The following is a 26,533-nucleotide window of genomic DNA, read 5'->3' as shown; positions in this document are numbered from 1 at the left end:
CTCGCGCTCATCCGATATCAGAGGGAATAGGGCGGAAAGCTCAACCAGATCGCGCTGTATGGTTCGCTCGGTCACGATGAAGCTCTCGCTGGCGAGGCGCCGGCATAGCTCGCCTGCGGTGATCTTCTGCGGCGCGCGAGGTACCAATCTGAGCATGCACCAGTGACGTTGCATCGTCTGGCGCATTTTTCCGCCTTGGTCCTGCTTGGTGGTTGGTGATTGCGGCATGGCAGTGGTCGAGTCGTGTCCTTAGTGAGCGGTGCCGTCGATGACGAGCACCTGTGCCGTGAAGAAATTGATGACGCGAGCGATGACGGGGGCGCCGGTCGCGCGCTCGATCGCCTCGGCGTAGGCGGCCAGTTGTCCGGCGTATTCGGTCGCTTCTTCCGGCCAATTGCCGCTGCGTACCCGGTTGCTCTTGTGGTCGATCAGGATCCAACCGCTCTTGTTGCGCAGCAGCATGTCGATGCGGCCTCGCATGACCTGACCATTGGGAAGCAATGATTCGACGGGTACTTCGACCATCAAGGCATCTGGCGCCCATCGTTCCGTGATTGCTTGCTGCAGACTGGCGATACCTGTGATGACCGCGCTGGCATTGAGTGCATGCGCGACGTTCCAGCGTTCGAGAAGGGCCCGCACCGCATCGGGTTCGCGCCATGCGGCCTGGCTCACACACAGATGAGCGATGGTAGCGTGCAGGGCTTCGCCCAGGGTAGCCATATCCGGGGAGCCAAGCACCTGAATGGCTTGGCCATACGGCTGCACCGTCAACTGAAGCGTGGCGTGATCCGCTCCTGTGGTCTGGGAAGAAGGGCTCACGAACGCGGGCAGCGCTTCGGTGGCCGGCGGGTGTTGTGCGAACCAGATCGGCGGTGTTGAGGTTGGCCGTGCGAAGGGCGTGGCATCCTTTTCGCGGTCGAATATGCGGACCGCACTTCTGATCGCCGAACCGTCAGCTGCGAGCGGCAGGCCAAGTGTGCCATCGTCGCGAGGCATGAGCCAATTGGCCTGGAGGGTCTCAAGCCACGGTCGGACCTTATGCTTCGTGGGAACGGCAAAGATCAGCAAATCACGCGCGCGCGTCATCGAGACATAGAGCAGGCGCTTGGCTTCCTCGGCGGCAGCCTCAGCGAAAGGGCCGCCACAAGCCTGCTCGATTTGGTCCGCCACCGCGATGCCTGATCGCTGATCACCGAATGGCCAGATCCAATAGCGCAGCGAACGCCCGGCAAGAGGGTTCTCGAAACAGGTAGCCTGATCGTTCTGCACCGAAAGCCCCCACGGCGATGAGCGCACTTCGTGGTGCAGGTCGGTGCAGATCACTGCAGCCCACTCCAGGCCCTTGGCGGCGTGATGCGTGAGCACGCGCACGGCATTGCCGCCGTGCTCGGACTGTGTGTCCTCTTCTGACGCGACCAGGGCATCGAGGTGCAGCAACAGACCGGGTAGGGTGGGCGCGATGCGACGGCTGTGGCAGCTGGTTTCGTAGTCGTTTGCGATGGTTTGCAGCGAGGCGAGGTTCGCCAGGCGTCGCTCGCCACGCTCGGCATCCGGGCGCCACTGTTGCACGTAGCGCGGCAGGTCGCAGGTCGTGATGATCTGTGCGAGCGTTTCCGCGGGCGAGCGTTCGTAGCGGGCTTGCCGGCGCATGGCGGCAAGTGCTGCGAGCACCGGGTTCGCGTCGTCTCCGGCTTCGCGCCAGCGATGGGCGTTCTCCGGATCAGCCTTCAACGCGGTCAGGCGTTGTGCAAGCAAGGCGTCACCCGGCGGGCACTCTGTCAGCGAGATGATCTCCGCGCTCGCCAAGGTGTCTGCCGGATCGTTGAGTCGTCGCAGGCAGGCCCAGGCGAGTGAGGCCTCGGGTGTGGCGAGCAGCCCGCTCTGCGCCACCGCAACCGGAACGCCAAGAGCTGACAGCGCATCCGCGATCATCTTCACGCTGACATTGGTGCGGGCCAGGATCGCGAGGTCGCCACAATGCATGGGGCGGGGTTTGTTCGTCGCCTTGTCGACCACGTTGGGGGCGCGCGCCAACAGGTCTGCGACACCCCGCGCGAGCGAATCGGTGTAGGTCTCGACGTTGCTGCCCTCGAGGTGCCACCACTCGAAGGCTTCGTTCTTGAGCTGAGCGGCGCGTGCCGGCTCGAGCTTGACCTGTTCCTCGGTGAGCGTCGACGAGAACGCCGGCGTAAAAACCTCATTGACCAGGGCTACGAGTTCGGGTCGCGACCGGTAAGACCGGGGTAGCACGGACTGTGTGGCGCCCAAGGCCGGGAGCGCCTTAAGCACGGACTGCATCAGTGCCACATCGCTCCCGCGGAAGCCGTAAATGGCCTGCTTGAGATCGCCGACCCAGACCGTGCGCTTGGCCAGACCTGCCAGTCGTGCAAACAAGGCGAGCTGTAGCGGGCTGGTGTCCTGGAATTCGTCGACCATCAACAGATCGATTTCCTGGCCCAATGCTTCGGCTACCTCCGGTCGCTCCAGCGCTTCAAGCAGCAGGCGCTCCTGGTCGACGAAGTCGATGACACGTCTGGCGCGTTTGGCTTCCGCGTAGCTCGACAGGATGTCTGCGGCGAGCGCGAATATCTGCTGCGTCCAGCATCTGATGCCGTCTTGCAGCGCTGGGTGCGATGCGTACTGAGCGGCGAGCGCCTGCACAGCCTCGAATTCGTCCCGCAAGGCAGCCGCTGCCTTGGCTTTGCTGAGCTTGACCCAATCGCTCCATTTCAGACGATCTGCCTTGAGATCCCTGCTGGCCGCTCGAAGCAGGGTCTCGTAGCCGGCCGTGGTGGCTGTGTACTTCTGCTTCTGTGCGGCTACGATTGCCTGCAACGCTCCTTCAATCTGCTGACCCAAACGGGTCTCCAAGTCCTTGGTGCGTGGCTTCGGAAAGTGCGCCAATAGCGTCTCGATGCTCTCGCCGGCCATGGTCGGCAGCGCAGCCGGGGCAATGTTGTTGGTGCGTACCTTGTCGAGCAGCGCGCGCAGTTCGCTGTGCCAATCTTCGACGCCCAGTCGCGCGGCGAGCGAGGCCATCTCGTTCGCGATGTCCGCGTCTAGCGTCGCGTCGATGGTTTCGCGGAGCAGGGTCTGCGCATCCGATTCCTCGATGACCTCCAGTTCGGGCGGCAGTCCGAGCTCGAACGCGAAGCGCTGCACGAGCTGGCCGCAGACGCTGTTTACGGTGCCGATTCGGGCGAGGCTCATCTGGTTGGCCAATGCGAACTGGCCCTTGCCGATCAGGCTGGCGCGGACCCGCTCGCGCAGTTCAGCCGCTGCCTTGCGCGTAAACGTGGTGGCGATGACTGCTTGGGGCCGGATGCCGTCATCAGTCAGCCGCTTGAAGAGCATCTCGGTCAGCGTATAGGTCTTGCCGCTGCCGGCGCCAGCGCTGATGAATTCGATCTGCGCGCTCATGCGTTCTCTCCCCAGCCGGCGAGCCGCAGATAGCGGTTGTAGGTATCGTCTGGTTTCTTGGGCGGGAGGCCCCCGTCGTCGTCCGGGGGGGCGGTCCCGTCCTCGTCTTCGCTGGTTGCTACCGTGACCACTTCGATGAGCCCTTCATCGAGTTTCGCACGCCGCTGTTTCCAGCTGACTTCGAACCGGTTCCAGAGTTGTGCGGCGTTTTCGTCCGTCTTGTTCTGAACGACGCGAGCGCCAGGAAAGTAGTCTTTGCTCTGGCTGATCAGGTCGGCGCGCGACAGGATGTAGTACGCCGTTGGCAGATAGCCCCCTTGGCCAAGCAACTTGGCGTACATCGTCAGCTGAAGATGCGTGTTCTTGGCCAGCGCCTCTTCGTGGCGCTTTCCACTGAATTTGAGGTCAACGATCGCGCGCTCCTCTTTCTTGTTCTCTACCAGCAGATCAACGTAACCCATCAAGTTGCCGCCGCAAAAGCGGCCGGTCACCTTTGCCTCGGTTTCGACGTGGCAAACCTTGGCTTTGGCAAATTGCTCAAGCAACTCTGGCATGGCTTTGAGCGCGTACTGCCGCAATTTGGTCAGCTCAAGGTGACGACCCGGCATACGCAAGACGGCGCCTTCCTGATCGATCAGGCGATCCAGTGTGTCGTTAATCCACTGGGCCAGCGCATCACGCTTGCGTCCGAGGGATGCCCAATTCGGGTCGGCAAAGAGTTCTTCGGAGAGCCGATGCAGCAACAGCCCGAACAGCGTGCTCGGATCGGGGATCGATCTGAGCGAACCGTCGCGGAGCTTGGCAACGTAGTTGAGAACCCATTGGTAGGGACTATCGATCAGGGTCGAGACGCTGGAGTGAGACTCCGTCTCGCGTTTGGGGATCTTGATGCCTGGCGGTAGTTGCCACCAGCGCATCAGTGGCGGCAGTGGACGTGATGTAACCGGCGCGCGCTGCTCGGGATGGGATTCAAAGAGTGCATCGATCGAGATTTCCTGCAAGGCCGGGAGGGCATGCAGCGCCATCTGGACGACCGGGTGCACTTCTTCGCCTTCCGCTGGCAGCACGAGGACCAGTTGTTTGCGCGCGGCTAGCACCGGGCGGATCCAGTCGGCTGCCTGCCGCGCGAGTTGCGCGTCGACTGAAGTCAAGTGGATGCCCCGCGCGCGCAAGGCGGCCTGTTCGCTGGGCGTCCATGGCGGCAAAGAGATCGTCGCGGGGGGACCGGCGGACCACCAGATCACGGTGTCGTGTTCCTCCACGACCGACGCGGGATGAGTCGCCACCGGCGTGTGTCCGAGTCGGGCGGATTCGCTGCTGTCGGGCGCCGCTGCCGAGGCCAAGTCGAGCAACTGCTGGATCTGGATGGCGTTCAGGTGGCTGGCGCCGGATTCAAGCAGCGAGAGTCCCTTTACAAAGTCGAGGCACTGCACCACCGCCGCCTGAATTGCCAACTGCTCGGACGTCTCTGTGGCTGCATAGGCCCGCTTGCGCAGACTCTCGGCGAGGCGTGTCGCGCGTGTCGTCAGCGTTTGCACGGCGATGCCCGGTTTGGATTGATAGCGTTCGCCGTAGAGCCAGAACGCAATGGCGTCCCGGATCGCGAGGTGTTCTTCGGGTGTAGCTTGCTGCAGCGCCCGATCGATCGCCGCCTCCCACGCGGAGCTCCCCATGCCGGGTGTTTCGCCCACGCAAGCAGCCAGGCGGGATGCGATGCGCTTTTCCAGCGGGGCCAAGGGGTGTTCAAGGAAACCGAGCAGGGCGGTGACATCGAGTGGTGCCCAGCAGATCTGCAGTGCGAGGGGCAAGAGCTGCAGCGCAGGCCGGGCAGGGCTGCGTGATCGCCATGCGGGTGGCGGCAGGCCTGCCGCTTCGCAGGCTTGGGCCAACTCGCTGCTCCCCTGTGGTGCAACGATGAGCGCGTGCTTGGCTGACTGGGCGTAGGTAACGATCGCGCGCGCCTCCCGTACCGCCGACTTCATCCTCACCAGCCTTACGCCGCCATCCGGGGTTCGGTGCTCGCCCTTCATCGATTCGGCCTGATGCGCGTCGAGCATCCGTCGCATGCTCGCTTGAAGCCGCCCGAGATCGCTGTCGCTGCTGGAGGAGAAAGCGGGTTGGTGCAGGACGATCTTGAAATGCTGCAAGACGCTTTGCCAGCGCCATGAGTAGGCGTCGAGGGGCTCGAACAGTTCGAGCGATTCGATCTGTGTCGGGTGCTGTGCCAAGGCTCGTTCCACCGCAGCGAGGCGTTCGCCGATGCCTGCCGGCACTGCGCCGGCAGCGCAATCCTCGACCGCGCTCAGATCGGCAAGGCGTTGGCCGTCACCGGGGGCGACGTCGCCCGACCAACCGGCCTCGATCAAGTCGTCTCGCCAATGGACTAGGGTGTTCGCAACGCCGAGCGGATCAACCCTGAATGACTCGGAATAGAAGCGCTGCCCGTCGTCTGCTTGCTCCAGCGCGTGCGCGTAACGCATGACGCGCGAAGTGTGGCTGACCGACGGCGTTGCGAGGCCGAGTTCCAGTTCCAGCTGCGCCAGCAGGCCCTGCGGGCCTGTGGTCCATTCGCCGAGGCGGTTGCCCGGTGCGAGGTGGCTGGCGCCGTCCAGCGCTAACCCCAGTCGAATCTTCATGTCTTGCCCTTGCAGGTCATGTGATCCCGTTTGTCAGCGAGGGAAGGATACGCCGCAGGAGCTTGTGGACACCTTGCTTGCGTCGCCAATCCACCAGTCACAGTTACCTTTGACCTGCGTGTCGGTCACCGTGATCCACGGGAACCAGGTTCCACCGTCGGAATAGGGCCCGCGGTGCTCGTAGAGGATGCTCTCTTGCATGTCACTCAAGCGCACCTTGCGGGCGATGACATTGTTGTAGAACGGGTCAGCGGCCCCCCAGGTGTTGTTGATCTGGTGGTAGTAGAGCCAGCCATCGCGCATCACGAAGTCAAGCGCCAAGCCATAGACGATGCCCGTTGCGCCGGGGCTGTTGGGCAGTGCGATGACGGGATCGGTGAAGTGTCCGGACCCGTCATTGCGCAGGTACCCGTTCGGCAAGGCCCAAGAAGCCGTAGGGTTGGCCGGGTCAGAACCGGGCGGCGTGCCGGAACCCACGAACAGATCCGGTACGCCACGCCCGGCGTCGATCAACTCGACACTGTAGATGCCGCCTTTGTCTTGCAGCGTCGCGGGTACTCGCGTGAGGTCTTGCGTAAACGTGCCGCTGCCCTGGTTCATCAGCGCATAGGGCCGGCCGTAATGGGTATCAGCGACGATGATGTCGGGCTTGTCGTCGCCGTCCAGATCCGCGGCGGTGGCGCCGTGGAAGTAGCCGGAGAAGGGCAGCAAGGCGTTGTCGTAACGCCCATCGGCGCGGCTGAGCAAGATCCGAGCTGGCTCGCCGGGGTATGGCACCGCGTCGTAGCCGTGGCAGGCAAGGAATACGTCGGGACGCCCGTCGCCATTGAAGTCGGCCACGATCAACTTTCGCGGATGCAGGCAGCCGGTGGTGTCGCTGAGAAGATCGCTGGTGCGGTCCTGCCAGACGCCATTAACCAGGCGCCAGAAGTGCACATGGCCGGGTTTTGCCTCCCCGATCGGTTTCTGGGCATCGTACTCCAGGGTTGCATTCACAAACGACCAACTGCCCTCCTGAAAGAAGTCCGCAAAGGTACCCGGGAAGCTGGCGTTTTGTACTGGTCGGCTCATGCCGGCAAATGGGTCGCCCGCGCGCTGACGATTGGCGTAGGAAGAGCCCGTGGCGGGCCGCGGTACCGTCAGATCCGCGCTGGCCGACGCGCTACCGCCGGCACCATCGCAGCGCAGCACATAGGACTGAACGCCGCCTTCCGCACCTGCAGTGACGCTGACACTCCCAGATGTGGCCAGCGCACCACCTAGTCCCGCCAGTCCGGCGCACGCAGTGGCGTTGGTGCTGCTCCAGGTCAGAGTCGTCTGAGTACCAGGCGCAACCTTCGATGCGCCGAGCGATAGCGTCACGGTCGGGGCCGGCGTCGCAGGCGGGGCGCTGCCGCCGCCACCACCACAAGCCACCAGCGACGCAAGGCTGAACAGCGGAAACCACCGCACAAGGTTCTGGCGCGGCGCCTTGTCATGGCGTGTGCTTGTTGTTGTCATGGCGATTCTCCTCAATTCCAGCTGGTCAGGGCGTTCCAGGTGCTCGAGTCGCGTTCGCGGAGCGCAAGCAATGATTCGTAGTAGTTGCACAAGGCGTATGTTGCGACGCGCACGCGCTCGTCGCGATCCGGGGCGGGGCACTCGGCAGCTTTTCGCTCGACATAACTTTTGTCGCAGAAATGCGGAATAGCCCCGCCGAGTTGCTTCTCAAGGGCCGCTGCGCGCTCTTGCAGTTCGGCCAGGCTTGGCGTGGGGCGGTGACTTGAGGTGTTCGGGTCGCTCATGGTGGGCTCCATCGGTATCTGATGAGGCCATTCTGAACGCTGGGTGCGACGCTTCATGTCGCAGGCGGTCATGTGTTTACTCGGGTCATCAGGCAGACATACGTTACGCGAGCCGTGATTCTCCGAAGCAGTGGCACTGGTTCGCACCAATGGGCGATTTCGCGCGGCCCCAGGCCCCAGACGGCATCTCGATACGGATCGAGGGCTTCAGAACTTGCCCAGTGCGCCAGGCTTCGCTCGATCGCCTCGAAGCGCCCGATATCGAGCCCATCACCATTCAACACTGGGAGCAATGCGATTTGCACCAATGGCACTTGCGGCACAGGGCGTGGCAGGTCTGAAGAGGCACTCAGACGGTAGCTGCTGCTCTGGTGGCGAACTTCCAGATCCTTGACCCGTTCTCGTTGGGCAATGAGTTGCTCGAGAGCGGCATCCAAGGCGTATTCGATCGTGCTCAGATCGTCCTCGGGGCGGAACACCCGCGGTGCGAGAATGCAAGCACGCGCACCGAAAGAAGGCGCTTGGGTGATTAGCCACGCAGGTTCGCCGTCGATATGAAGTGGTGCTTCATCTGGCTGGGTCAGCATCTCGACGCACCACCCGTAGGCTTCGAGCCGTTCAGTCAGGAATTTCGCGGGCGACTCACCCTGGGTGAGGTGATAAGTCAGGCTTTCCGGCGAATTGAACGTGAGTGTCTCTGTCTGTTCTGGGGAAGCTTCCGTCTTGTGGAGTGCGTTCATCAATCGATCACGCAAGTTACGGGGTTGCTCGAGCCTGGAATGCGCTGCGCCGCGGGCGAGCGCGGCGACGATGGACTGAAAGGTCGCTTGATTTGGGTGTTTCGTCACGGTGAGGCGGCGTGCTTTCAGGGCATAACGCAGACATAGCCGACGCAGCCAACAATGTCGGCCCCGCTTGGGTCGTGTCGGAACTTCTCTAGCGGACCCCAGCCAGCGTGGCCAATTCCAGTCTTGTGCCATCGCTGCACGGCAGGTATGAAGTCTGAGAACCGCTGCGCCGACGAGTTTTTTTGTGATGGCGCTTTGAAAGCGAACAGACTGTCCTTTGTTCCCCTGGCAATGTATGACTCTCTTCTTAGAAAGCTTGGAAAACAAGGCGGACTAGGAGTCCGAAGGACCTTTGCTGTAGGCGAAACAATCGCGGTCATCAGGCCAATTCGAATGAGCGGCCTTGGTTGCCCGTAGAACGATTGCGCCGTCCTCTTTTTGAGGTCTTCATCCATCAGATCCAGCAGAGGCAGCGTGCCCCGTTGCCACGGTTGGTGAATGGAGTGGTGCTTTAACTCAATTGCAGCGAGCGGCGTGAAGTTGTTGTCGAGAACGAGGATGTCGGCGCGATCACTGCCGGTGTCAGGAGCCGCCTCTGTGACTGCGATCCAGTCCTTGCTGACCAGATAGGCGTATAGAGCCGCTTGGACTGAAAGCTCGCCCTTGCCGATCGTCGTCAAGGGGAGAAGCTGGCATTTAACGGTTGTAGGCGGGAGTTCATTCCAATCGGACGGCTTCACAAGGGGCTCTCGCGTGGAAAGTTTGTAGGGTCCCGCCGTCGGATCTGCCGCTGTGCCACGCGCCAAGAAATTCAGGATGTCATTGTAGAGCTGTTGAGCGGTGGTCATGCCTACCCTTGGTTCATCGTTCTATCGTTCAAGCCCACTTCAACGGCGCGCTGATCTGCCTCTGAAGGGTGTCTGCCTCCAAGCATGACTTTCATCAATTTTCGGTGTCGGGTCGGGGCGATTTGTCGCGAGCTTCTTGCTGCCGACTATCTGGCTTGCATCATTGCGGATCGGGCGGGGAGGGCTGCAGCACTCGCGATGCAGCGGAAAGCTCCGCTGACCTGCAGCGACGTTTCATGCGCGCGAATGGGGATGCCTCGATCTCACGCTCACGAAGCAACTGGGTTGGCGTTTTGGGAATGTCATGCTCCGTCGGCCAGGTGCTGTCGTAATCAAGCCGATGTGTCCTGTGGTGCTGGTCGGAAGATGTGACCAGATCGGTGGGCGCCAATTGCGAACCCGATAAGGTATCGGACGCACCCGATGCGCACGTCGGTGTTGATAGCGCTGGAGGCGGAAATTCTTCCGGCGCGCCGTCGAAGAATGGCAGGCTGCCTTGCGTGACCGTCCACAGTCGCCATTCGGGACGTCCGTCTGGCAAATCGGCGCCGGGCTGCAAGGCGAGCGCGGCGGCAAGGGTCTCGCGCAGATACGGTAACGGTCCTGCTGTAAGCAGGCGCTCGGCGAGCGGGCGGCTGCGTCTTTGCAAGAGGAACAGCGCGAGGTCCGAAGGATCTGCGCGCGTGACGACCTGGCAGAGCGCCTGATCGGAGGCGCCGCAAAGGTGTTGGTGCAATGTCGCTGCGTACTCTGCGGGGACCAATTGCTCGCCCGGGAACGAGGCAGGCAATCCTGCGCAAATCGCGGTTAGCCCTTGTTCGATCTCGCCCACGGTGAGATCAGGGGAAATGGCTCCAATTGCGCGCAGACGCTCCTGCACAGCCAGGATCGCGTCGATTGCGCCTTCGGCGACCGATAAGCGAGTGGGGCCCAATCGCGTCATGATGCCGCTGACACGCTTGCGTCGGGTTTTGGTCATGACTGCGAAGACTGTGCCTCTCAGATACTCGCCGCCTGCCTTCAACGCCTCGGCCACGGTGTTGTCGGGAATTTCCCGAATCAGCAGGTAGCGTTCGTTGTCGGTGAGTTGGGCCACGCGTTCAAACGTGGGGTGCAGCCATCCGCCACGCTTCCGGGCTAGAAGGCGAGAATCCAGAAGGCGCCCGACGGCGCCGAGTTGGGCTGCGTCGAGTGAATACAGCAGTTCCGCGATGTTGATGGCATTCATGATGAACGAGCCTTGGCTGGTGTGACAGCGGGTTGGGGTCGGGCTGCGGTCAGTTTCCTTTTGCCCGATTTCGGCCGCGCTGAGCAGGCCCGACTATTGTGCGCGCCGGTCAGATCGCAGCGCTCGAACACGACCTGAAAGGTGAGCTGACCTTTGCTCATGACGCGTCCGCCATACGCCGTGCGTCGGATTTCCGGGCAATCGCACGACGCATCTGTTCGTCGCTGCGCCGCCGCATGCGCGCCAAGGAAGATGCCTCAATTGCATCGATGCGGCGCTGTTGCGCGGCGGTGAGCGGTTCGGGTGGGGGCGGCTCTGGCCAATCTGCGTAGTTTCGCGCGCTCTCCTTTATCAGCGCCAACATCTTTTCATGTGCATCAGGATTTGGATCGGGATACGTTCGAGCCTCCCACCCGTACAGCTCAAGATTCCTTAGGGTGGTCCAAATCATGTTCGAACCGGCGGGGCCGGAGGCGACGGAAGCTACTTCGGCAGCGACAGGAAATAGCGTGTCAATCTCCCAAGCATCCTGGTTGTAGAGTTCCCAGGTGACTATTTGCCAGAGCCGGCGCTCTGGGTGGCCGGGCGCTGGAGCACCGTCACCATCCAGGATGGCAAATATGCTGTCGAGCAACTCGCGCAGGTACGTGCACTCGCCCGCTACCAGCATGCGCTCGATGAGGAGAGGACTGCGCAGTTGCAAAAGGAGCAACGCGAGATCCAAAGGGTCAGCGGCCTGGACGACGGTGCTGAGGACGGCGTCCGACGCGATGTGCAGGTAATGGCCAAGCACCTCTGCTATGTCGGCGCGAATCTGACTTGGCCTTGCGCGGCTGCCGGCCAAACCTGCACGTATGGCGGGGATGCCTCGTTTGATCTCATCGTCAGAGAGCTCGCGGGAGATGGCACCGATTGCGCGTTGGCGTTCCAGTTCCGCGAGTACTGCCTCGACCGCGCGATTGGCAACCGACTGACGGATACAACCGAGGCGCCTCATCTTCCCGATGATCCGGCGCTTGCGGCTCCAAGAGGTATCGCGCAGGAATAGGTGCCGAAGATTGCGGCTGGCTGCCTTGAGGGCTTGTACCAATGTGTTGTCGTCAAGTTCTAGGCTCAGTCGGTAGCGCTCGTCACCGCTCAGTTGCTGCAGGGTCTCGAAATCCGGGGATTCGAAGTCGCCACGTCGTTGGGCCATAAGGCGACTGGAAAATACGCTTTGGGCGGTGCAAAAAAGCCTGTCGTCCAGTGAAAACAGGAGTTCAGTGAGTTCATGGGGCGTCACGCTCGTTCCTCCGGTTAACTGCAAATCATGGTGTGCGCGACGGGTTGCGTGGTCTGCGTAGGCCATTTGGAAGTGGGTGGCCGCAGCGCGGGTTGGAGCGACGCAGAGAGTGCGAGACGCAGCCCCATGAGGTCAGCGAGTCGGCAGTGTTCACCGATGAGCCAGGTCGCAGCCTCAGCCTCTTCGCTCTGGTCAGAGCGCGTGTCATCGGGTCGCAAAGCGATGCCTGCGAACAGGTATTCAAGAAACAACAGATCGATGACCGTCGCGCCAAGCCAGGGGATCGCTTCGGTGTAGCCGAGCGCCCAATCAAACTTCTGTCTCGACTCGAAAAGAAATGCCTCAAGCTCAGCCCCAAGATGGCAGGCACCAAACGCAATGCCCTTGCCGACCCGGCGACTACGCCGGCTACCAGCAAGTGTTTGCGCAAGCTTCGGCAAGGGAATTTCACTGGTCGGGGTGTGCAGGCTGCCGGCACGCCCGTGCGCTGCAAGGTAGGCGACGCGGAGCGTCTGGCTTGCAAGAAAGTGCCTGAGCCAGTGCGCCAGTTCGGCGCAGGAACCAAAGCTGCGGTAGCAAACGCCAACTCCGCGGTGGGCGGCCCAGCCATCGATGAAGGGGCGCACCGAGGGGCCTGGTTCCAGACTGCTTACCCATGCCGCTTCCAACACCAGGACAGATGGCGCGCTCATGCTGCGAACCCGAACCGGACTTTGGCGCCGTGCCGCCCGGAAACCTCATTACGCAGGGCGTCGCACAACCACTCTGCAGTCGGCGTTTCTTGCAGGTGGCGGGCTTGTTTGAGGACGACCGCGAAGTCACCCGGCGTGAGCGCCGTCATGCAGAGGATGTCGCCCCGGATCGCGCCAAGGGTTTGCGCATCAATGCCCAGTTGCGCTGCGACTTCGCGACAGGCCTGCCATGCGGTCGCGGGGGGCATCGGGTCGAAGCGGATCTTGTGGCTAAAGCGGCGCCGCGAGGCCGGGTCCATCTGGTCGAAACGATTGGTGGTGCACACCAGCAGACCTTCGAATTCCTCGATCTGGGTCAGCAGTTCATTCACCTGCGTGACTTCCCAACTGTGCTGCGCTTGGCCTCGGTCGCCCAGAAAGGAGTCGGCTTCGTCGATCAGCAGCAGCGCATCGTCTGTTTGAGCACGCTCGAACAACTCGGCGATGTTCTGTTCCGTGCCGCCGACGAAGGGGCTCAAGATGTCCGATGCGCGTTCAACCATCAGTGGTCGATCCAGCGCGTCGGCTAGATGCCGCGCGAAGGCCGTCTTGCCCGTACCTGGCAGTCCGTAAAAGCACATTGTTGCCGCGGGGTGGTGGCGCAGCCCGGAAAGGACTGCGTCGATGGAGTGGTCTGTCGTGATCCATTCCGTACTGAACGGCGCCGACCCGGTTCGCTTGAGCTTGAGCGGGCGCCTGTGCAGTACACGGGTGCTCTGGCGCAGGCTCACCTCAGCGGCGGTGACGGCGTTCTCGGCGTCAACACGAGCCGCTACCCCGGCTGCCCGTTCGAACTGGGATGGAATGAGACAGGGGTTACTGGCCAAGGCATCGAGCCACGATTCAGAAGGTGCAAGCCCCCCCAGGTGGCGGGCGGCGATTCGCCGACGCGCGGATGGCGGTGGATTGCGGAATTCCAATGTGAAGTCGAAACGGCGCAGAACGGCGCGGTCAATCTTGTGGACGCGGTTGGTAATCCAGATGGTTGGGGTGCGCGATTGCTCCAGTGCGCGGTTGATCCAGGCCTTGAATCGAATGCTCTGGGCCATGTCGGCCTTGCTGGGTGCGGTCTCCTCGGACTGAAAAACGTCTTCGACTTCGTCGAACATCAAGATGCTGCGGCGAGTCGGGGCGAGTAGTTGTTCAGCGAAGCGATAGGCGCGTAGCCGATCACTGGGGGAGAGTGGCGATCCGGACGCGTCGGCGTAGGCCACTTCAAGCAGTTCGAAGCCTGTCTGCTGCGCAAGTAGTTGGCAGAACTCGGTCTTTCCCATGCCTGGCTCACCGTAGAGAAGTACGTTAAGGGCGTGCTGCGCGTGGTTTTGCGTTGCGTTGAGCATGCCGACCAGCGTGCGCATCTCGGCGTCGAGATGCGCAAAATCTGGCACTGCCAGCGTGGGAGTCGCTGTTGGCGTGAGGAAGTACCGCATCAGTCGCGAGAGTTCCAGGTCTTCTTCAATGAGCGCGGCCCCGAGCCCTCGCAGCAAGGTCAGCTTTTCGCGAATCGGGCTACCGCCGGCCTCAATGCCCACGATGCCCGTCGTGACGAGCGTGCTGTCTGGCGTCAGGGCCTGTTTGAAGCCATCAGCATCCAGTTGCGACAGCAAGGAAAAGACGGCGCAGAGATCCGCCGTCGTGACTTTCTGATCGGGTATCGCGTTCCCAAATTCACATAGCGCAGCGCGCAGTGCCGTGAAGGTCAGGATGAACTGTTCGTGGAGGCCAAGGCCGAGTAGTTCGCCGAGCGCCGCAACATTGCAGAACAGCGGAGCGTCGGCTGGGATAGTTTGGTCGAACATGACCGCACGCTGCGCCAGAAGCAACGCACGAAGCGCGCTGACGCACGCAGCCCGATCGTCCTTGTGCTCGCGACTGATCGCAGCGATCGCAGCCCATGACAATCCCGAGCAGGCGAAGAGGTCGACGTCGAGGATCTGGTCTTCGCGTTCATGCCAGCCAAAGTGCAACATCATGTCGATAAGCCACACGGCAATCAGCGGTTGGTAGGTCGCACTCGGCCCGATGAGGCGCCTGGTGCCTGGTTCGTGCGGGCTGCGCAAGTGTTCGATGAGTGTGGGCATGGCGACCTCCTTGACTGGTCGTCATCTTCGCTTCCAGGTGCGACAGGCGGCGTCGCAGCGGTGCGACATTGATAGTCGCAATCTGGTGATGCTCTGTGCGACAAAAGCTGTCGCAACTTGCTGGATGATCAGGGTCTTTGGATAGACCGGAGATCGTCATGAATCAGCACGCACAGCACGGCGCCCCGGGGTTCGTCGTTTGCGGCAGTGAGCCCCCCGCACAACATCCTGATCTCGTCCTGGAGTCCCTTCGCCCGATGCTGTGCGTGTGGGTGATGGACCTCGCGTTGGCGTACGTTCGTGCGGACCGTGTGGTTGATATGGTTGAAGATCCTCGCGGCGACCGAAGGGTTCGTGCCTTGTTCGGAGAGGGCATCTCGGCTTGCGTTGAGGCGCTTTTGGAGCACTCGAACGAGGATGAAGAGGACGAGCAGGAGATCTTCTCGATCGGCGCTCGTCGGAGGCGGCGGAAGTCGGGCAAAGCGCAGGTCTTGCGCCAGCACTTTCACGGGATGCGGGAAGCAGCCGTGCAGCAAGGCGTCTCCTTTGCCTCACCGATCTGGCACAACCTTGGCACGCTGACGCGCTTGCTCAACCTGACAGCCGCCGAACAGTTTGTCTTGCTGTTTGCCACCTGCATGGGTGGGATCACTCATTTCAATCGGGTTGTCAGTGCGCTGTCGATCGAAATGGATACGACCAATCTTGCGTTGGCGCTCTCGGGGCTATCGGGCTTGCCCACAGTTGAGGTTGCCGACGCGCTCAGCGCAAAGGGCTCTCTTCGCGCGACAGGATTGATCACGATGCCGGAGTCGGCGTGCGATCTCGAGAGCAAGGTCTGTATCCGCGAGGATTTGCCGGACTTGATGCTTGGCCAGACGGTCTGCGAAGAGGATCTGCTGGCGCGTTTTGTGGACAGGCTTCCTCCTGCCACGCTCAGCATTGCGCAGTTTCCGCATCTTGTTGACGACACCGAGATCGTGACCGGCCTCATCAAGCAGGCTCGGGCGACCGGCCGGGCCGGCACGAACATTCTCTTGTATGGCCCGCCCGGCGTCGGCAAGACCGAATACGCTGTCGCGCTCTCACATGCACTCTCACTTAGCGCGTTCGAGGTGAAGTACGCCGATCAGGATGGCGATCCCATCGGTGGCATGGGTCGCTTGCGCGCTTATAACCTTGGACAGCGCTTGCTCAGCCGAAATCGCGACGCAGTGCTGATCTTCGACGAGGTCGAGGATGTGTTCGAGAACAACCCGCTGGCAAGCCTGTTTGCTGGCGCGCGTGTCGAGTCCCGCGGCAAGGCCTGGATCAACCGCTCGCTCGAGAACAACGCTATCCCTGCGATCTGGATCACCAACGAGCTGGACGGTATCGATCCCGCGTATCTGCGACGCTTTGACTACACAGTGAAGTTCGCGGTGCCGCCGTTCTCGGTGCGCAAACACATCGTCGCACACCACCTGTCCGCGTGGCTCGACGCCTCCGACGACACGCTGCTCTCTGCAATCGCCGCACGGGACCACACAACACCAGCGCAACTCCAGAACGCTGCGCAAGTTGCGCAAAGCCTCGTCGGACAGCCTTCTGATCCGGCAGGAGCCGAGTACGGTCGCAACCTGATTCTGCGCGCCCTCGATCGGTCGGCCGCCCTGCTTGGGCAACCGAAGCCCTCATGGGCGTCGGGGCGCACGACGGCCTTTGATCTCGCTTACGTCAATGCTGACGTCGACGTATCGCACCTGGTGGCTGCACTGGCGCGCCGGCCCTGCGGACGCTTCTGCTTCTACGGGGCGCCGGGAACCGGAAAGAGCGAGTTTGGCCGTTATCTCGCGGAGGTGATTGATCGCCCTGTTATCGTGAAACGCGGTTCGGACTTGCTTTCTAAATGGCTCGGCGATACCGAGAGCCGCATCGCTGACATGTTCGAGCAGGCCAGCCAGCAAGGCGCCGTGCTCATCCTGGACGAGGCGGATTCGTTCCTAAGGTCGCGCGAGCATGCCGAGCACTCTTGGGAAGTCAGCCAGGTCAATGAACTGCTGACACAGATGGAGGCCTTTGAAGGCATCTTCATCTGTACCACCAATCTGGCTGAGCATCTCGACCCGGCATCCCTTCGCCGCTTCGACTGGAAGGTGCGTTTTTCACCGCTCACCAGCCATCAGCGTTGGGCGCTGTTCGCGCAGGAGTTCATTCGCCTCGGTGGCACCTTCGATGCTGCGCAAGGCGTTGAACACGGGGTGTTCAGGCTCGAGGGCCTGACTGCCGGCGACATCGCCACGGTGGTACGCCAATACCGCTTGCTCGACGTCACGCCCACCGCCAACGAACTCATCGCTCGCCTTGATAGTGAGATCTCCCTCAGGGAGCGCGGACGCGCTGCGAACCCACGATCAACCGAGAAACCGCACGCCCACGATCAAACTCGCCAGGAGGCACGCAATGAATACGCCTAAGAAACTCGACCCGAAGTTGCGTGAAATGCTGGTCAATATCGCCAAGACCGGACCGAACCACCTCGACGCCCGCGCCGAAGCCGTCAATGAGCACAACACCGACCTGCGCGAGATGTACGAGCGCCTGATCGAAGAACCTGCGAGTGCGTTCAAGCCGGGGATGCTGGTGCGCTGGAAACCCGGCCTGCGCAACAAGCGCTGGCCGCAATACAACGAAGCGGCGGTCGTCGTCGAAGTTTTGTCAGGGCCGATTCTGGACGACACCAAGGACGCCGGTTTCACCTATTTCCGTGAGCCACTTGACGTGATCCTAGGCGTGCGCGACCCGGATCACGATTTCCTGCTGTTCCATTTTGATTCGAGGCGCTTTGAAGCGACTAAGGACTGAGTTTGCTGTTGGGCAATGTGGTGGTGCCAGGAGCGCTGGCATCATTGCAAGCGTCCGTTGCTTGTCTATCCAACAATCAAGAGGCCTTTCATGCCAATGCTGATCGAATACCTCGACTCGCTTGCACTTCGTCTCGGGCGTTCGGTGCTGTTTCTCGGACAAATGCCGGGCACGCATGACGAATCGGACTTTGACCATTGGATTCGCTCGAGTTCGGCAAAACAAATCGTGCGTTGGCTCGATGCGGAGGGCATTGGCCACGGTGTGTGTGGAACGACATCGAATTCTGGCTGGATCGAAGGTGGCCCCAAATACCTGTATGTCGACATCCCGTTCGAGATCGAAGACCCGCAGTACCGGAGGCTGTCGGATTTTCTGCAGGACGACCCCGAGGGCAAGACCCGCTGGCCTGATACCGGTTTCTACGTGTATCCATTGGAAGACGCGCGCAAGATCGAGCAGGAGCGCCGCGAAGAGATGCTCAGGTACGTGCCATCGCGCGAGAGGCCCTCGGCGGCGGCTACGTGCATGTGGCTGGATACGCCCATCGGCGTGCTTCACCATGAACTCAAATCCGATCGTGTTGGGGACCGAAGGATGTTCTGGGCATTGGCGCAGGAAATGTGGCCGGAACTGGCTCCGTTCGAATACAGGGATGTCATGTCGGGACTAATCGTCCCCAATTGGAAATCTGACGGGCAGGGGTGGGTTGTCTACTACGATCTCTATGGAAGTAAGTTCTCGGATTACCCCGAGGAAAAGAAACGCATGATTCGGGAATGGTTCCACTTGCCTGCGGGCACGATATTCGAACTAGGCGGGGACTGGTGATGGCGCTCTGATGACGTTCGCGCGGTCTCGCTACATTGCATTACAAACCCTTCACGGTACATCGATCTCACTCTGATTCGACGTCAATGGCAACGGCGTGGCGGTCCAGATCGTATTCCTCAAGATCCCGCGTCGATCTCGTTGATCGTCTTTGTTGTGAAACAAGACCAGCGACCGATATCGAGAATCGCTGAGATCGTCCACGCCAGATTGGTTCAGCGGGCGCCAGGATTCTGACCTTGCGTCCTTGTGCTGCGCCGACCGTCATCGGCGCAGCACTGCGATCTGAAACCTCTTCAAAGACTGGTACACAGCTGCTTCCGATGTCTATCTATTGACGGAGGCGCGCTTCGGTGAGGCGTTCTATGGCACGAACGCCGGCAACCATTCGCTCGCGAGCGGAAGGATTCGCCGAATGGATAGTGATCTTCGGCGGCACAAAACCCCTCAGAACGATCGCTTCTTCGATCCAGAGAATCACATCGTATCCAGTCCCCCGGTCATCGTCGCCGAGATCATGGTCGAGGCTGATTTCTTCGACGCCACCGGCTTCGAGAAGCGCGATGGTTTCGTCCGGCCAATAGGTGCGTATCCAGCCTTCAGGGGTCTGCCGCTCGTCGTCGAGAAATATTCGCATGGTTTGTGCATGCCTCGTCAATCTAGGCAAACTCCTTTTGAGAATCGCTCGCTGGTCGTTTGGCTTCTAACGAGATACGGTGGATTCACGCTTTGCTGCGTTTCACAAAATCACTCGGAGCCATGAAACGGAATCTCTTGCCGTTCTTTGGTCGAACAGCAACGACGAGTGAGTCCTTCAGTTCCTTTCGTCCCGTGTTGTCTTCGCCCATTTCCCAGTTCAGATCGAAAGGGCGTGTGGCCTCAGAGAATAGATCTCCAATGCCCTCTTCGGACTCAATGTAAGAATGATCCTTATATGCCAAGCACTCAAGTAACGCAGTTTCGAGCAGAAGGCTCCCGAGCCAATCGACCGATGTTCTGTAGCCATAGAACCAGTTGATTCGGCCTTCAAAGAGCTTTGCGATGGCTTCGTCATTTCCGCCAAACGTGCAGCTACTGACGATAACGCCCTCAAGTCGTTTGTCATTGATCCCCTGTTCTCTGATCTTGCTCAGTAGCGTCATTCCGGACGCGCCCCCAACCTTCTTTTGAGTGCCATGGGCTGCGACGTAGAGAACGATTCGCTCCTCACTCACGGTGAGGGCACGCTCGAGCGCTTTGGAAAACGACGATGAATCGTAGAAGTTGAAGCGATACGACTTGATGTTTTCGCACAGCCTCTCAATACCTTCAAAGAACGGTGCAGATGAGGCTTGACTTGGGTTTGCGTCAAGATCCCACCATAGATCTTCAAGGATTATCAATGCGACGCGAGATGATTTCTCGTCCAGTTCTGTGTTGGCGTTCTTCGCCAAGCGCCGAAGCGCTCGCGAATGTGGCTCACCGTTCGCGTACTTGACGAATTCGTCGTATGCAAGTTCGCTGACTTCTAACCGCTTTGTCATCGTTGGAATCCTATGTGGGATGATTCAAGAAATCTAGTTTCAGTTCTCTGCACTTGTTTTGACTTTCAATGGGTCATCACTGATTATCCTGAAAGATCCGAACACATTCTTCCATCGTTGCATTGTGCAGATCTAGCACCGGCTGAATGCTAATCGTACCGTCTGACTCAGCCGTTTGATAGCCACCAGCCAAATTCCAGACCAGCGGAATTCCCTGAATCTTTGCGAAATCGAACACACGTGCGTCGCGATAACGCATCTCGGCGCTGCTCAAGAATCCCCCGAGCGGATCGTTCTCGTGCTGATCTGCTCCGGCCTGGTAGATGATGAGGTCGCAGGCGCTCAGTGCCTCAAGTAGCTGCGGCAAAGTAGCGAGAAATGCTTGCTTTTCCCTTGGATAGTTTGCGAGGCCGGTGATGTGCGTAATCTGCGCATCCAGATTTAATCGCCTGACAATATCTTCCGTTCCATCGCCGCGGTGCTGGTCAAAGTCAAGAATCCCAATTTTCTGAACATTGGACTTTGTGAGCAGCGACTGGGCTGCGATCATGAGGCCATTGAAGGTGCAGAAGCCCCAGCAGTAATCGTAGCCGGCATGGTGAAATCCGGATGTGGGTGAGACAGCAATGCCGCGGCTCAGCGCGTGGCGAGCAGCGTTGAGCAAAGACCCGGTGGTCCAATACAACGAGTCCAGAAATCGCACATCGTCCGTTTCCATTCCGTTGGGCACCTGCATTGTCAAAATGTCTTGTACGAAGGCGGGCGAGTGCGCGCGGCACAAATCTACAATCGTTGCGGGGGCATAACCGTGAAGTTCGATCGGATACCGCGCGAGCCATTCGCGCACAACGTCGCGCGGCTTACCAGCCGAAGGGCTCTCGACGGGAACGTCAGACACCAAGCGCGGATCGAAGAAAACTGGGATGCGGTTCATTACGTCTTTTAGTGCGGTATTGCGCCCAATCGCTGAGCGCTAGATACACCAATCTTACGATCTCGTACGACAGATTGTGTCGCAGACGGATCGGAATATTCGCGGGGGCTTATCCCATATCGCACCGCTCATTGAGTGATTGCAAACGCGCCAGGTCCAACGTGTGGAGTGTGTGATTCCCTCTGGGAAAGTTGGCCAAGGGACCCGCGTGGGCGACTATTTGTATGTTGTGTGCATACGTTGACGCCGGTTGGCCGCTGCGCTGGCGTAGTTGCCCGGCGCGCTTAACGATTGACGGATTTCTCACGCGCAGCGCGACGCGAGGAGGACGTTCCGTCATTGGCACTCGCGTGATCGGCGAGAGGCAATCGACGACACTTTTGCCTGCTACCGACTGAATCGTCCCAAGCGGTCGCCCGCATTCGTGGTCCGATACTCCTGCAGGGCGATCCAACCTGCGTTGGCGGCAGCAGCGACCGGACAGCTGATGTTCGCCAGTTCACCGCACCACCATCGGATGTCTTCGAACGCTGCCTGAGAGCGCTCAAGTACTTCGAATCAGGCGTTGAACAGCGGAGGCAACCCCTTGAGTCCTGAATGGGTTCAAATGAATGGTCCCTGTTGTGTTTGTGCGCTCTGTGTGGATGGGGGTGAGCCTAAACCGCTGCGCTCCCCACCCGGGCATGACTTCCGGCAGCGCCGAAAGTCACCTCGATGCCAGCGTCGATCTGCCGTTTGAGCTCATCGACGTGAGAAATGATGCCGACCATTCGCCCCTGCTGCTTGAGGTCGATCAGAGCCTTCATCGCCATGTCGAGCGATTCCGGATCCAGACTGCCAAAGCCCTCATCGATGAACAGGGTATCGAGCTGGATACCGCCGGCGTAGGCTTGCACTACGTCAGATAGCCCGAGCGCAAGGGAGAGTGCCGCCATGAAGCCCTCGCCACCGGACAGGGTGCTGGCCGGTCGGGCACGACCGGTGTAGTCGTCGAACACCTCAAGATCCAGCCCGGATGCGCGACGCGCATCGGCCACGTCGTCGCGCCGTTGCAGGGTGTAACGGCCACGGCTCATCGCGCGCAAGCGCAGCGACGCTTGCCGCAGTACATCGTCGAGCAAGGCGGCGAGCACGAAGCGTTGGAAGGTGAGCTTCTTGCTGTTCTCGCCGTTGGCGATGCCGGAGAGGTGGCCCATCACCTTGTAACGCGCTTCGATTGCGCCCAGTTCCTTCCTGAGGCGTTCGAGCGATTCCTGGGTCTTGCGGTCGTACTCAATGTGCTGTTTGAGGCGGTTCAGTCGCCCGATCAGTTCCTCGACCTCACTTGCCGCATGTGCCTGAGTGGCCTTGGTGCCGACAAGATCCGGGGGAGCTTTCCCCTCAACCGTGCCCTCCGCGCGCGAGAGCCTTTCCCGGGCCGCGGCGAAGGCGTCATCGTGCGTCCGCAATTCCTTCTGGATCAGCTCGATTTGATTGGGGGGCAGGGCAGCGGCCAGCAGCGCGTTCTCATCGGCAAACCCGTGCGCTTGCAGTGCTTCATCAAAGGCATCTCGTGCTTTTTCGGCGCGCAGATCAGCAGCGGTTTGTGCCGTCTGAAGTGCGCCGAGCTTTGACTGCGCCGCCACGAGCGTCTGCGCGGCGGTTTGATGTGCGGCGCGCGCATCCTCGAACAGCCTCAGCAGGCCGTCCGAGCGATCTCGGGCTGCTTTGATGCTAGCTTCGAGTGCGGCGAGCGTGCGCTGGTTTTCCGGCACGTTCGCGCTTAGTAGCGCCAGTTGCGCCTCGGCTGCGGCCTGTGCGCGCGCGCTGGCCTCCGAATCCTGCCGTGCTTGCTCTACTTGGGCCTGCAGGGTGGCAAGTTGCGCATCCGTGTGTTTGAGCGCCTGCTGCATCTCCGTCAGCGTCGTGGCCGCCACCTGCGCAGAAGTGCGCTCGGCTTCCAGCGCACGCAGCACTCTAGCGGCTTCTTCGGAGTGCGGAAGGTCCGACGGGAGCGATTCTTTCAGCGTCGACACCCGGGATTCCTGTGCCGCGAGCTCGCTCTGCGCTGTTTGAAGTGCGCGACGCGCCTCTTCAAATTTGGCCTCGGCTGCTTGCCGCGCCTCGTTCGCAGTCTTGATCTGCCCTTCAGTCGGCAAGTCTACGTTCCGTTCCGCTGGCTGCGGATGTGAGTGACTGCCGCAGACCGGGCAGGGGCTGCCGTCTTCAAGATGCTGTGCGAGTACGCCAGCCTGACCCTTGCGCCAGCGCTCCTCTAACGAGGAAACCGTTTCACGGCAAACCTTCAGCTCCGCCTGTACTGCGTCGCAGAGAGACTGTTGACGATTCGCTTCCGCCTGGCTCTTTTCAAGCGCCAGGCGCGCCGCGTTGAGAGACGAGAGCGAAGTAATCAACTGCTGTTGTTGTTGAATCTTCAAGTCCAGCGGCTCGACGCTGGCCGCCATACGGCCACTGGATTCGAGCGACGCCAGGTGCGCCTTTCTCTGCTCGCTCAGGGCGTCGAGGTCTCGCTGGTGTTTGGCCTGCGCTGCAGCCGTGCGGGTGGCCGCGTCGTTTGCCGCCGCGTGCGCTCGTCGGGCTTCGTCCAGTCTTCGGACAGCTTCGCGTAGCCCTTCGAGCCGAATGACTTCGCCCTTCGCGGCCTCACGTTCTGGCCCACGCGCTTCCTCTGTCGCCAACACTGCAGCGGCTGCATGCGCCTTGCCCTCTGCCGCATCGGTCTCCTGCGTCGCAGCGGTCGCGTCTCGTAAGGCATTCACTGCCTGCGCGGCGGCATCGGCAAGACTCATCTGGGCTGGTGCAACCCTTAGCGCACGGCCAGCGGCTTCCAACCGCTGTCGCTGGGCCTCCATCTGTGCAGCACGCTCGTTGAGCGTGGCGTGCGCCGCCAGTGCGGCATCACGTTCGCTGAACAGATTTGCCAGTGCTTCGGCGGCAGACAGGGCGGCAGCCGCCGCTTGCTCGGCCTGTCGCAACCGCGATTCCTCTTGCGCCATGTCTTTGATCTGCGCATCGCCGGCCTGGATGCGGGCGACAAGCTCGTCTTCGGACACTACCTCGGCCTGCTCAAGCAGGGTCGCGCGTCGCTCCGCTGCGGTAGTCGCCTGCTGCGCCAGCTCCCGTGCGGCAATATTGAGTCGTTCCTGCAGGCGCCGATAGGCCTCGGTCGAGAACAGCGCCTCAAGGATCTTCTCGCGATCCTTGGAGTCGGCCGTCAGCAGCTTTCGGAACTGGCCTTGCGGCAGCATGATCACCTGACGGAACTGCGCCGCTTCAAATCCCAAAAGCGTCTCGATGCGTGCGGTGACCTCAGTCGTTTTGCTGACGAGGGGCGTCCACTCAGGGCTGCTGTCAGCGGTGCCGGCTTCTGCGACATGCAGTTCCGCCTTGGCGGGCGACTTCACCAGTTGGTCCTTGCGGCCCCGTAGCGCCGCGCGTTCCTGTTCGGGCGAACGTCTCACCCGGTAACGCTTGCCGCCCAACTCGAACACGAACTCCACTTCCGTATGGGTGTCGTCCGACGCGTGATGGCTGCGCATCTCCTTGGCTGCGCGCTCGCCGCCGGATGTGTCGCCGTAAAGCGCAAAGCAGATCCCGTCGAGAATCGAGGTCTTCCCCGCGCCCGTCGGGCCGTGGATCAGGAAGAGTGCGTCGGAGGGCAGCCGAGTGAAGTCGACGATTTCACGATTGGCGAAAGGGCCGAAGGCTTGAAGGGTCAGGCGAATCGGCTTCATCAGACGGCCTCCCGTTCTTCACCCGCTTGCGCGGCGATTTCGCCATGCAAGAGTTCAGTCGCCGAAGCATCGAGCTCAAGCCCGGTCATCTCCTGGTAGAAAGTGCTGAACAACTGCTCCATGCTGATCTTGCGGTGGTCCGCGCCGCTGGCGGCACCCGTTCCGCTCCCGGCCAGTTGCGGGCGCTCGATCGACAGGGCGTTCGGGTAGGCCGCCCGCAGTTTGCTCATCGCATCCAGAATCGCACCGGTGTCGGTAATCCGGGCCAGCACATAGTCGTCACGCCCGGGGTCGCGTTCGGCGCCGCTGACAATTTCCGCAAGCGTTCCGGTCAGGATGCGCAGATCGCGGCGCGGGCGCAGCGCGATCCGCCTGGTGCGCGCCGCGCCGTCCGCCCCAATTTCGATCAGCGACACGCTCTTTTCATGGTCAGCCTCGGCAAACGAGTACTTCAGCAGCGAGCCGGAATAGTTGATCCGCCCATCACGCATCGCCTGCGGCCGATGAAGGTGGCCGAGCGCGACGAAGTCGATCCCGTCGAACACCTCGGCGCCCACTGCGCCGGTGCCGCCTACCGACAGCGGGCGCTCGGATTCACTTGCCGTGCCACCGGTGACAAAGGCATGCGCCAGCACCACCGAGCGGCGCGATTCGTCGTGGGTCGAACGCACACGCTCAAGCTGCACCCGAAGCGCCGCATGGTGATCCGCAATGGAATCGTCGGCCAGGCAATGGCGCGATACCGAGGGCTCCGCATAGGGCAGAGGATAGAAGGCCACTTCGCCGTGCGCGTCGCGCAGCACCACCGGCGTCAGGGCCGCATCGAGCGAGCCACGCATTGTCAGGCCCGCCTGCTCCAGCAGGCGCGAGCCGAAGCCAAGGCGTTCCGGGCTGTCATGGTTGCCTGCGATGAGCAAGGTCGGCACCCCTTCGCCAATGACGAGGCGGGTCAGGGTGTCATCCAGCAGCGCGACGGCGTCCGAAGGCGGCACCGAGCGATCGTAGACGTCCCCCGAAATCAGCACCGCGTCCGGGCGTTCGGCGCGTACAAGCGCAACGAGTTCATCCAGCACATGCGCCTGGTCTTCCAGCAGCGACACGCCGTGATAAATGCGGCCAAGGTGCCAATCTGCGGTGTGGAGGATCTTCAAAACTGCACTCCTTAAGAGTTGGGGAGGAAACGCACGCCACGCGAAATCGGCGCGCTTGGCGAAGCGCTGCAGGTCATTGCGCGCCATCTCACGATCAAAGGCGGGCGTGCGGCCAGGCGGTTTTCCCGGCACTTCTGGATCGAAGCGTGATTCTGCCGTTACGGGTGGCTCGTGGAATGAGCCCGATCAGGATGCGGTGTGCTGCGGATTCCGTCCCCACGCCGACTGGGCTCTCGCGTATCAGCATTTGTGCTGCAAATTCGGGCAGCGCGTTTGCCGCCCTGCAGTTAAGGGCCTCGGTGCCTTATCCACAGCTTTGTGCACAGAGATATCCCCGTTCGCTGTGGATGCTTCTGGCCGCTGGTGCCATCACGGCGCTGGCCGTGCCGATCACCCCCACAGTGCGCCGTTGATGTCCGCGTTGTTTAGCGTGTCTGATCCGCAAAATCTTCCATCACTCCCCCCGTTACTGTGCGCGAAATAAATGGGGTACGAGTCGCGCGAAATCCGGCCCGGTTTGGCATCCCCGGCTGGCCTCTCGTGGCGGGGCCGTATCGGTGGAGGAGGGCGCCGTGGCACCCCCATGTGGCTCATCTGGCGAGCCTTGCAGGCGCGAGAATCGGTCTGCCTGTGAAGGAACCAATCAGGGCAGGGCCTTGCGGCCGTTGACGGCGCGGGCCTCGCCGTCGGTCTGGCGCGCATTCCGACCCGGGTG

At 61.3% G+C, this 26,533-nt stretch carries 18 protein-coding genes; 3 read left to right on the top strand and 15 right to left on the bottom strand.

The window, feature by feature from the left end:
• Window positions 1-249 precede the first annotated feature (249 nt).
• The 10 genes from OPU71_RS16985 to OPU71_RS16940 all read right to left on the bottom strand — a co-directional run bounded on the left by OPU71_RS16985 (window position 250) and on the right by OPU71_RS16940 (window position 14,801).
• Complete coding sequence (locus OPU71_RS16985; protein WP_267729250.1) at window positions 250-3,423, bottom strand: UvrD-helicase domain-containing protein; 3,174 nt, start codon at window positions 3,421-3,423, stop codon at window positions 250-252.
• A complete protein-coding gene (locus tag OPU71_RS16980; protein WP_267729249.1) occupies window positions 3,420-6,059 on the bottom strand; it encodes a PD-(D/E)XK nuclease family protein in 2,640 nt (879 codons plus the stop codon). The genes OPU71_RS16985 and OPU71_RS16980 overlap by 4 nt, the downstream gene beginning before the upstream one ends.
• A gap of 33 nt (window positions 6,060-6,092) precedes the next feature.
• A complete protein-coding gene (locus OPU71_RS16975; RefSeq protein WP_267729248.1) occupies window positions 6,093-7,559 on the bottom strand; it encodes an FG-GAP repeat domain-containing protein in 1,467 nt (488 codons plus the stop codon).
• 11 nt (window positions 7,560-7,570) lie between these two features.
• Window positions 7,571-7,843 carry a hypothetical protein gene (locus OPU71_RS16970; RefSeq protein WP_267729247.1) on the bottom strand — a complete coding sequence of 91 codons (273 nt, stop codon included), beginning with the start codon at window positions 7,841-7,843 and terminating at the stop codon, window positions 7,571-7,573.
• Between the two features lie 68 nt (window positions 7,844-7,911).
• Window positions 7,912-8,691: a hypothetical protein gene (locus OPU71_RS16965; RefSeq protein ID WP_267729246.1), complete on the bottom strand. Its 780-nt coding sequence runs from the start codon at window positions 8,689-8,691 to the stop codon at window positions 7,912-7,914.
• Between the two features lie 17 nt (window positions 8,692-8,708).
• Complete coding sequence (locus OPU71_RS16960; protein WP_267729245.1) at window positions 8,709-9,479, bottom strand: hypothetical protein; 771 nt, start codon at window positions 9,477-9,479, stop codon at window positions 8,709-8,711.
• A 160-nt stretch (window positions 9,480-9,639) separates the two neighbouring features.
• Entirely contained in the window at window positions 9,640-10,707 is a 1,068-nt protein-coding gene (locus OPU71_RS16955; protein WP_267729244.1) for a FliG C-terminal domain-containing protein, read from the bottom strand.
• Window positions 10,708-10,864: 157 nt separating this feature from the next.
• Window positions 10,865-11,989, bottom strand: a complete 1,125-nt coding sequence (locus OPU71_RS16950) for a FliG C-terminal domain-containing protein (protein WP_267729243.1) — start codon at window positions 11,987-11,989, stop codon at window positions 10,865-10,867.
• 14 nt (window positions 11,990-12,003) lie between these two features.
• A complete protein-coding gene (locus OPU71_RS16945) occupies window positions 12,004-12,681 on the bottom strand; it encodes a hypothetical protein (protein WP_267729242.1) in 678 nt (225 codons plus the stop codon).
• The gene (locus OPU71_RS16940) at window positions 12,678-14,801 is read right to left on the bottom strand and encodes an AAA family ATPase (protein ID WP_267729241.1); all 2,124 of its coding nucleotides are present in this window, start codon (window positions 14,799-14,801) and stop codon (window positions 12,678-12,680) included. Before OPU71_RS16940 ends, OPU71_RS16945 begins: the two co-directional genes overlap by 4 nt.
• A gap of 158 nt (window positions 14,802-14,959) precedes the next feature.
• Between OPU71_RS16940 and OPU71_RS16935 the strand changes: the two genes are divergently transcribed.
• The 3 genes from OPU71_RS16935 to OPU71_RS16925 all read left to right on the top strand — a co-directional run bounded on the left by OPU71_RS16935 (window position 14,960) and on the right by OPU71_RS16925 (window position 18,476).
• The gene (locus tag OPU71_RS16935) at window positions 14,960-17,257 is read left to right on the top strand and encodes an AAA family ATPase (protein ID WP_267729239.1); all 2,298 of its coding nucleotides are present in this window, start codon (window positions 14,960-14,962) and stop codon (window positions 17,255-17,257) included.
• A 25-nt stretch (window positions 17,258-17,282) separates the two neighbouring features.
• Window positions 17,283-17,645 (top strand): hypothetical protein, encoded by a 363-nt coding sequence (locus tag OPU71_RS16930; RefSeq protein ID WP_267729238.1) that lies wholly within the window; start codon window positions 17,283-17,285, stop codon window positions 17,643-17,645.
• Between the two features lie 90 nt (window positions 17,646-17,735).
• On the top strand, window positions 17,736-18,476 hold the full coding sequence (locus OPU71_RS16925; RefSeq protein ID WP_267729237.1) for a hypothetical protein: 741 nt from the start codon (window positions 17,736-17,738) through the stop codon (window positions 18,474-18,476).
• A gap of 331 nt (window positions 18,477-18,807) precedes the next feature.
• Here the strand turns inward: OPU71_RS16925 and OPU71_RS16920 are convergent, their stop codons facing one another.
• From OPU71_RS16920 to OPU71_RS16900, 5 genes are all read right to left on the bottom strand, one after another.
• A complete protein-coding gene (locus OPU71_RS16920; protein ID WP_267729236.1) occupies window positions 18,808-19,113 on the bottom strand; it encodes a cyclic-phosphate processing receiver domain-containing protein in 306 nt (101 codons plus the stop codon).
• An 85-nt stretch (window positions 19,114-19,198) separates the two neighbouring features.
• Window positions 19,199-19,999: a hypothetical protein gene (locus OPU71_RS16915; RefSeq protein ID WP_267729235.1), complete on the bottom strand. Its 801-nt coding sequence runs from the start codon at window positions 19,997-19,999 to the stop codon at window positions 19,199-19,201.
• A 76-nt stretch (window positions 20,000-20,075) separates the two neighbouring features.
• Window positions 20,076-20,933 (bottom strand): hypothetical protein, encoded by an 858-nt coding sequence (locus tag OPU71_RS16910; protein ID WP_267729233.1) that lies wholly within the window; start codon window positions 20,931-20,933, stop codon window positions 20,076-20,078.
• A 656-nt stretch (window positions 20,934-21,589) separates the two neighbouring features.
• Window positions 21,590-24,667 (bottom strand): AAA family ATPase, encoded by a 3,078-nt coding sequence (locus OPU71_RS16905; RefSeq protein WP_267729232.1) that lies wholly within the window; start codon window positions 24,665-24,667, stop codon window positions 21,590-21,592.
• A complete protein-coding gene (locus OPU71_RS16900) occupies window positions 24,667-25,818 on the bottom strand; it encodes an exonuclease SbcCD subunit D (RefSeq protein ID WP_267729231.1) in 1,152 nt (383 codons plus the stop codon). Before OPU71_RS16900 ends, OPU71_RS16905 begins: the two co-directional genes overlap by 1 nt.
• Window positions 25,819-26,533: the final 715 nt, after the last annotated feature.

This window comes from Niveibacterium sp. 24ML (assembly GCF_026586805.1).
Taxonomy (GTDB): Bacteria; Pseudomonadota; Gammaproteobacteria; order Burkholderiales; family Rhodocyclaceae; genus Niveibacterium.
Note: the sequence above shows the minus strand (reverse complement) of the source record. Positions and strands in the feature narration are given on the sequence as shown.

Coding starts and splice junctions, on each gene's coding strand:
- OPU71_RS16925 (WP_267729237.1), top strand. CDS start 17,736: ATGCCAATGCTGATCGAATACCTCGACTCGCTTGCACTTCGTCTCGGG.
- OPU71_RS16940 (WP_267729241.1), bottom strand. CDS start 14,801: ATGCCCACACTCATCGAACACTTGCGCAGCCCGCACGAACCAGGCACC.
- OPU71_RS16980 (WP_267729249.1), bottom strand. CDS start 6,059: ATGAAGATTCGACTGGGGTTAGCGCTGGACGGCGCCAGCCACCTCGCA.
- OPU71_RS16960 (WP_267729245.1), bottom strand. CDS start 9,479: ATGACCACCGCTCAACAGCTCTACAATGACATCCTGAATTTCTTGGCG.
- OPU71_RS16920 (WP_267729236.1), bottom strand. CDS start 19,113: ATGCGAATATTTCTCGACGACGAGCGGCAGACCCCTGAAGGCTGGATA.
- OPU71_RS16975 (WP_267729248.1), bottom strand. CDS start 7,559: ATGACAACAACAAGCACACGCCATGACAAGGCGCCGCGCCAGAACCTT.
- OPU71_RS16915 (WP_267729235.1), bottom strand. CDS start 19,999: ATGACAAAGCGGTTAGAAGTCAGCGAACTTGCATACGACGAATTCGTC.
- OPU71_RS16935 (WP_267729239.1), top strand. CDS start 14,960: ATGAATCAGCACGCACAGCACGGCGCCCCGGGGTTCGTCGTTTGCGGC.
- OPU71_RS16910 (WP_267729233.1), bottom strand. CDS start 20,933: ATGAACCGCATCCCAGTTTTCTTCGATCCGCGCTTGGTGTCTGACGTT.
- OPU71_RS16930 (WP_267729238.1), top strand. CDS start 17,283: ATGCTGGTCAATATCGCCAAGACCGGACCGAACCACCTCGACGCCCGC.
- OPU71_RS16945 (WP_267729242.1), bottom strand. CDS start 12,681: ATGAGCGCGCCATCTGTCCTGGTGTTGGAAGCGGCATGGGTAAGCAGT.
- OPU71_RS16955 (WP_267729244.1), bottom strand. CDS start 10,707: ATGAATGCCATCAACATCGCGGAACTGCTGTATTCACTCGACGCAGCC.
- OPU71_RS16905 (WP_267729232.1), bottom strand. CDS start 24,667: ATGAAGCCGATTCGCCTGACCCTTCAAGCCTTCGGCCCTTTCGCCAAT.
- OPU71_RS16985 (WP_267729250.1), bottom strand. CDS start 3,423: ATGAGCGCGCAGATCGAATTCATCAGCGCTGGCGCCGGCAGCGGCAAG.
- OPU71_RS16970 (WP_267729247.1), bottom strand. CDS start 7,843: ATGAGCGACCCGAACACCTCAAGTCACCGCCCCACGCCAAGCCTGGCC.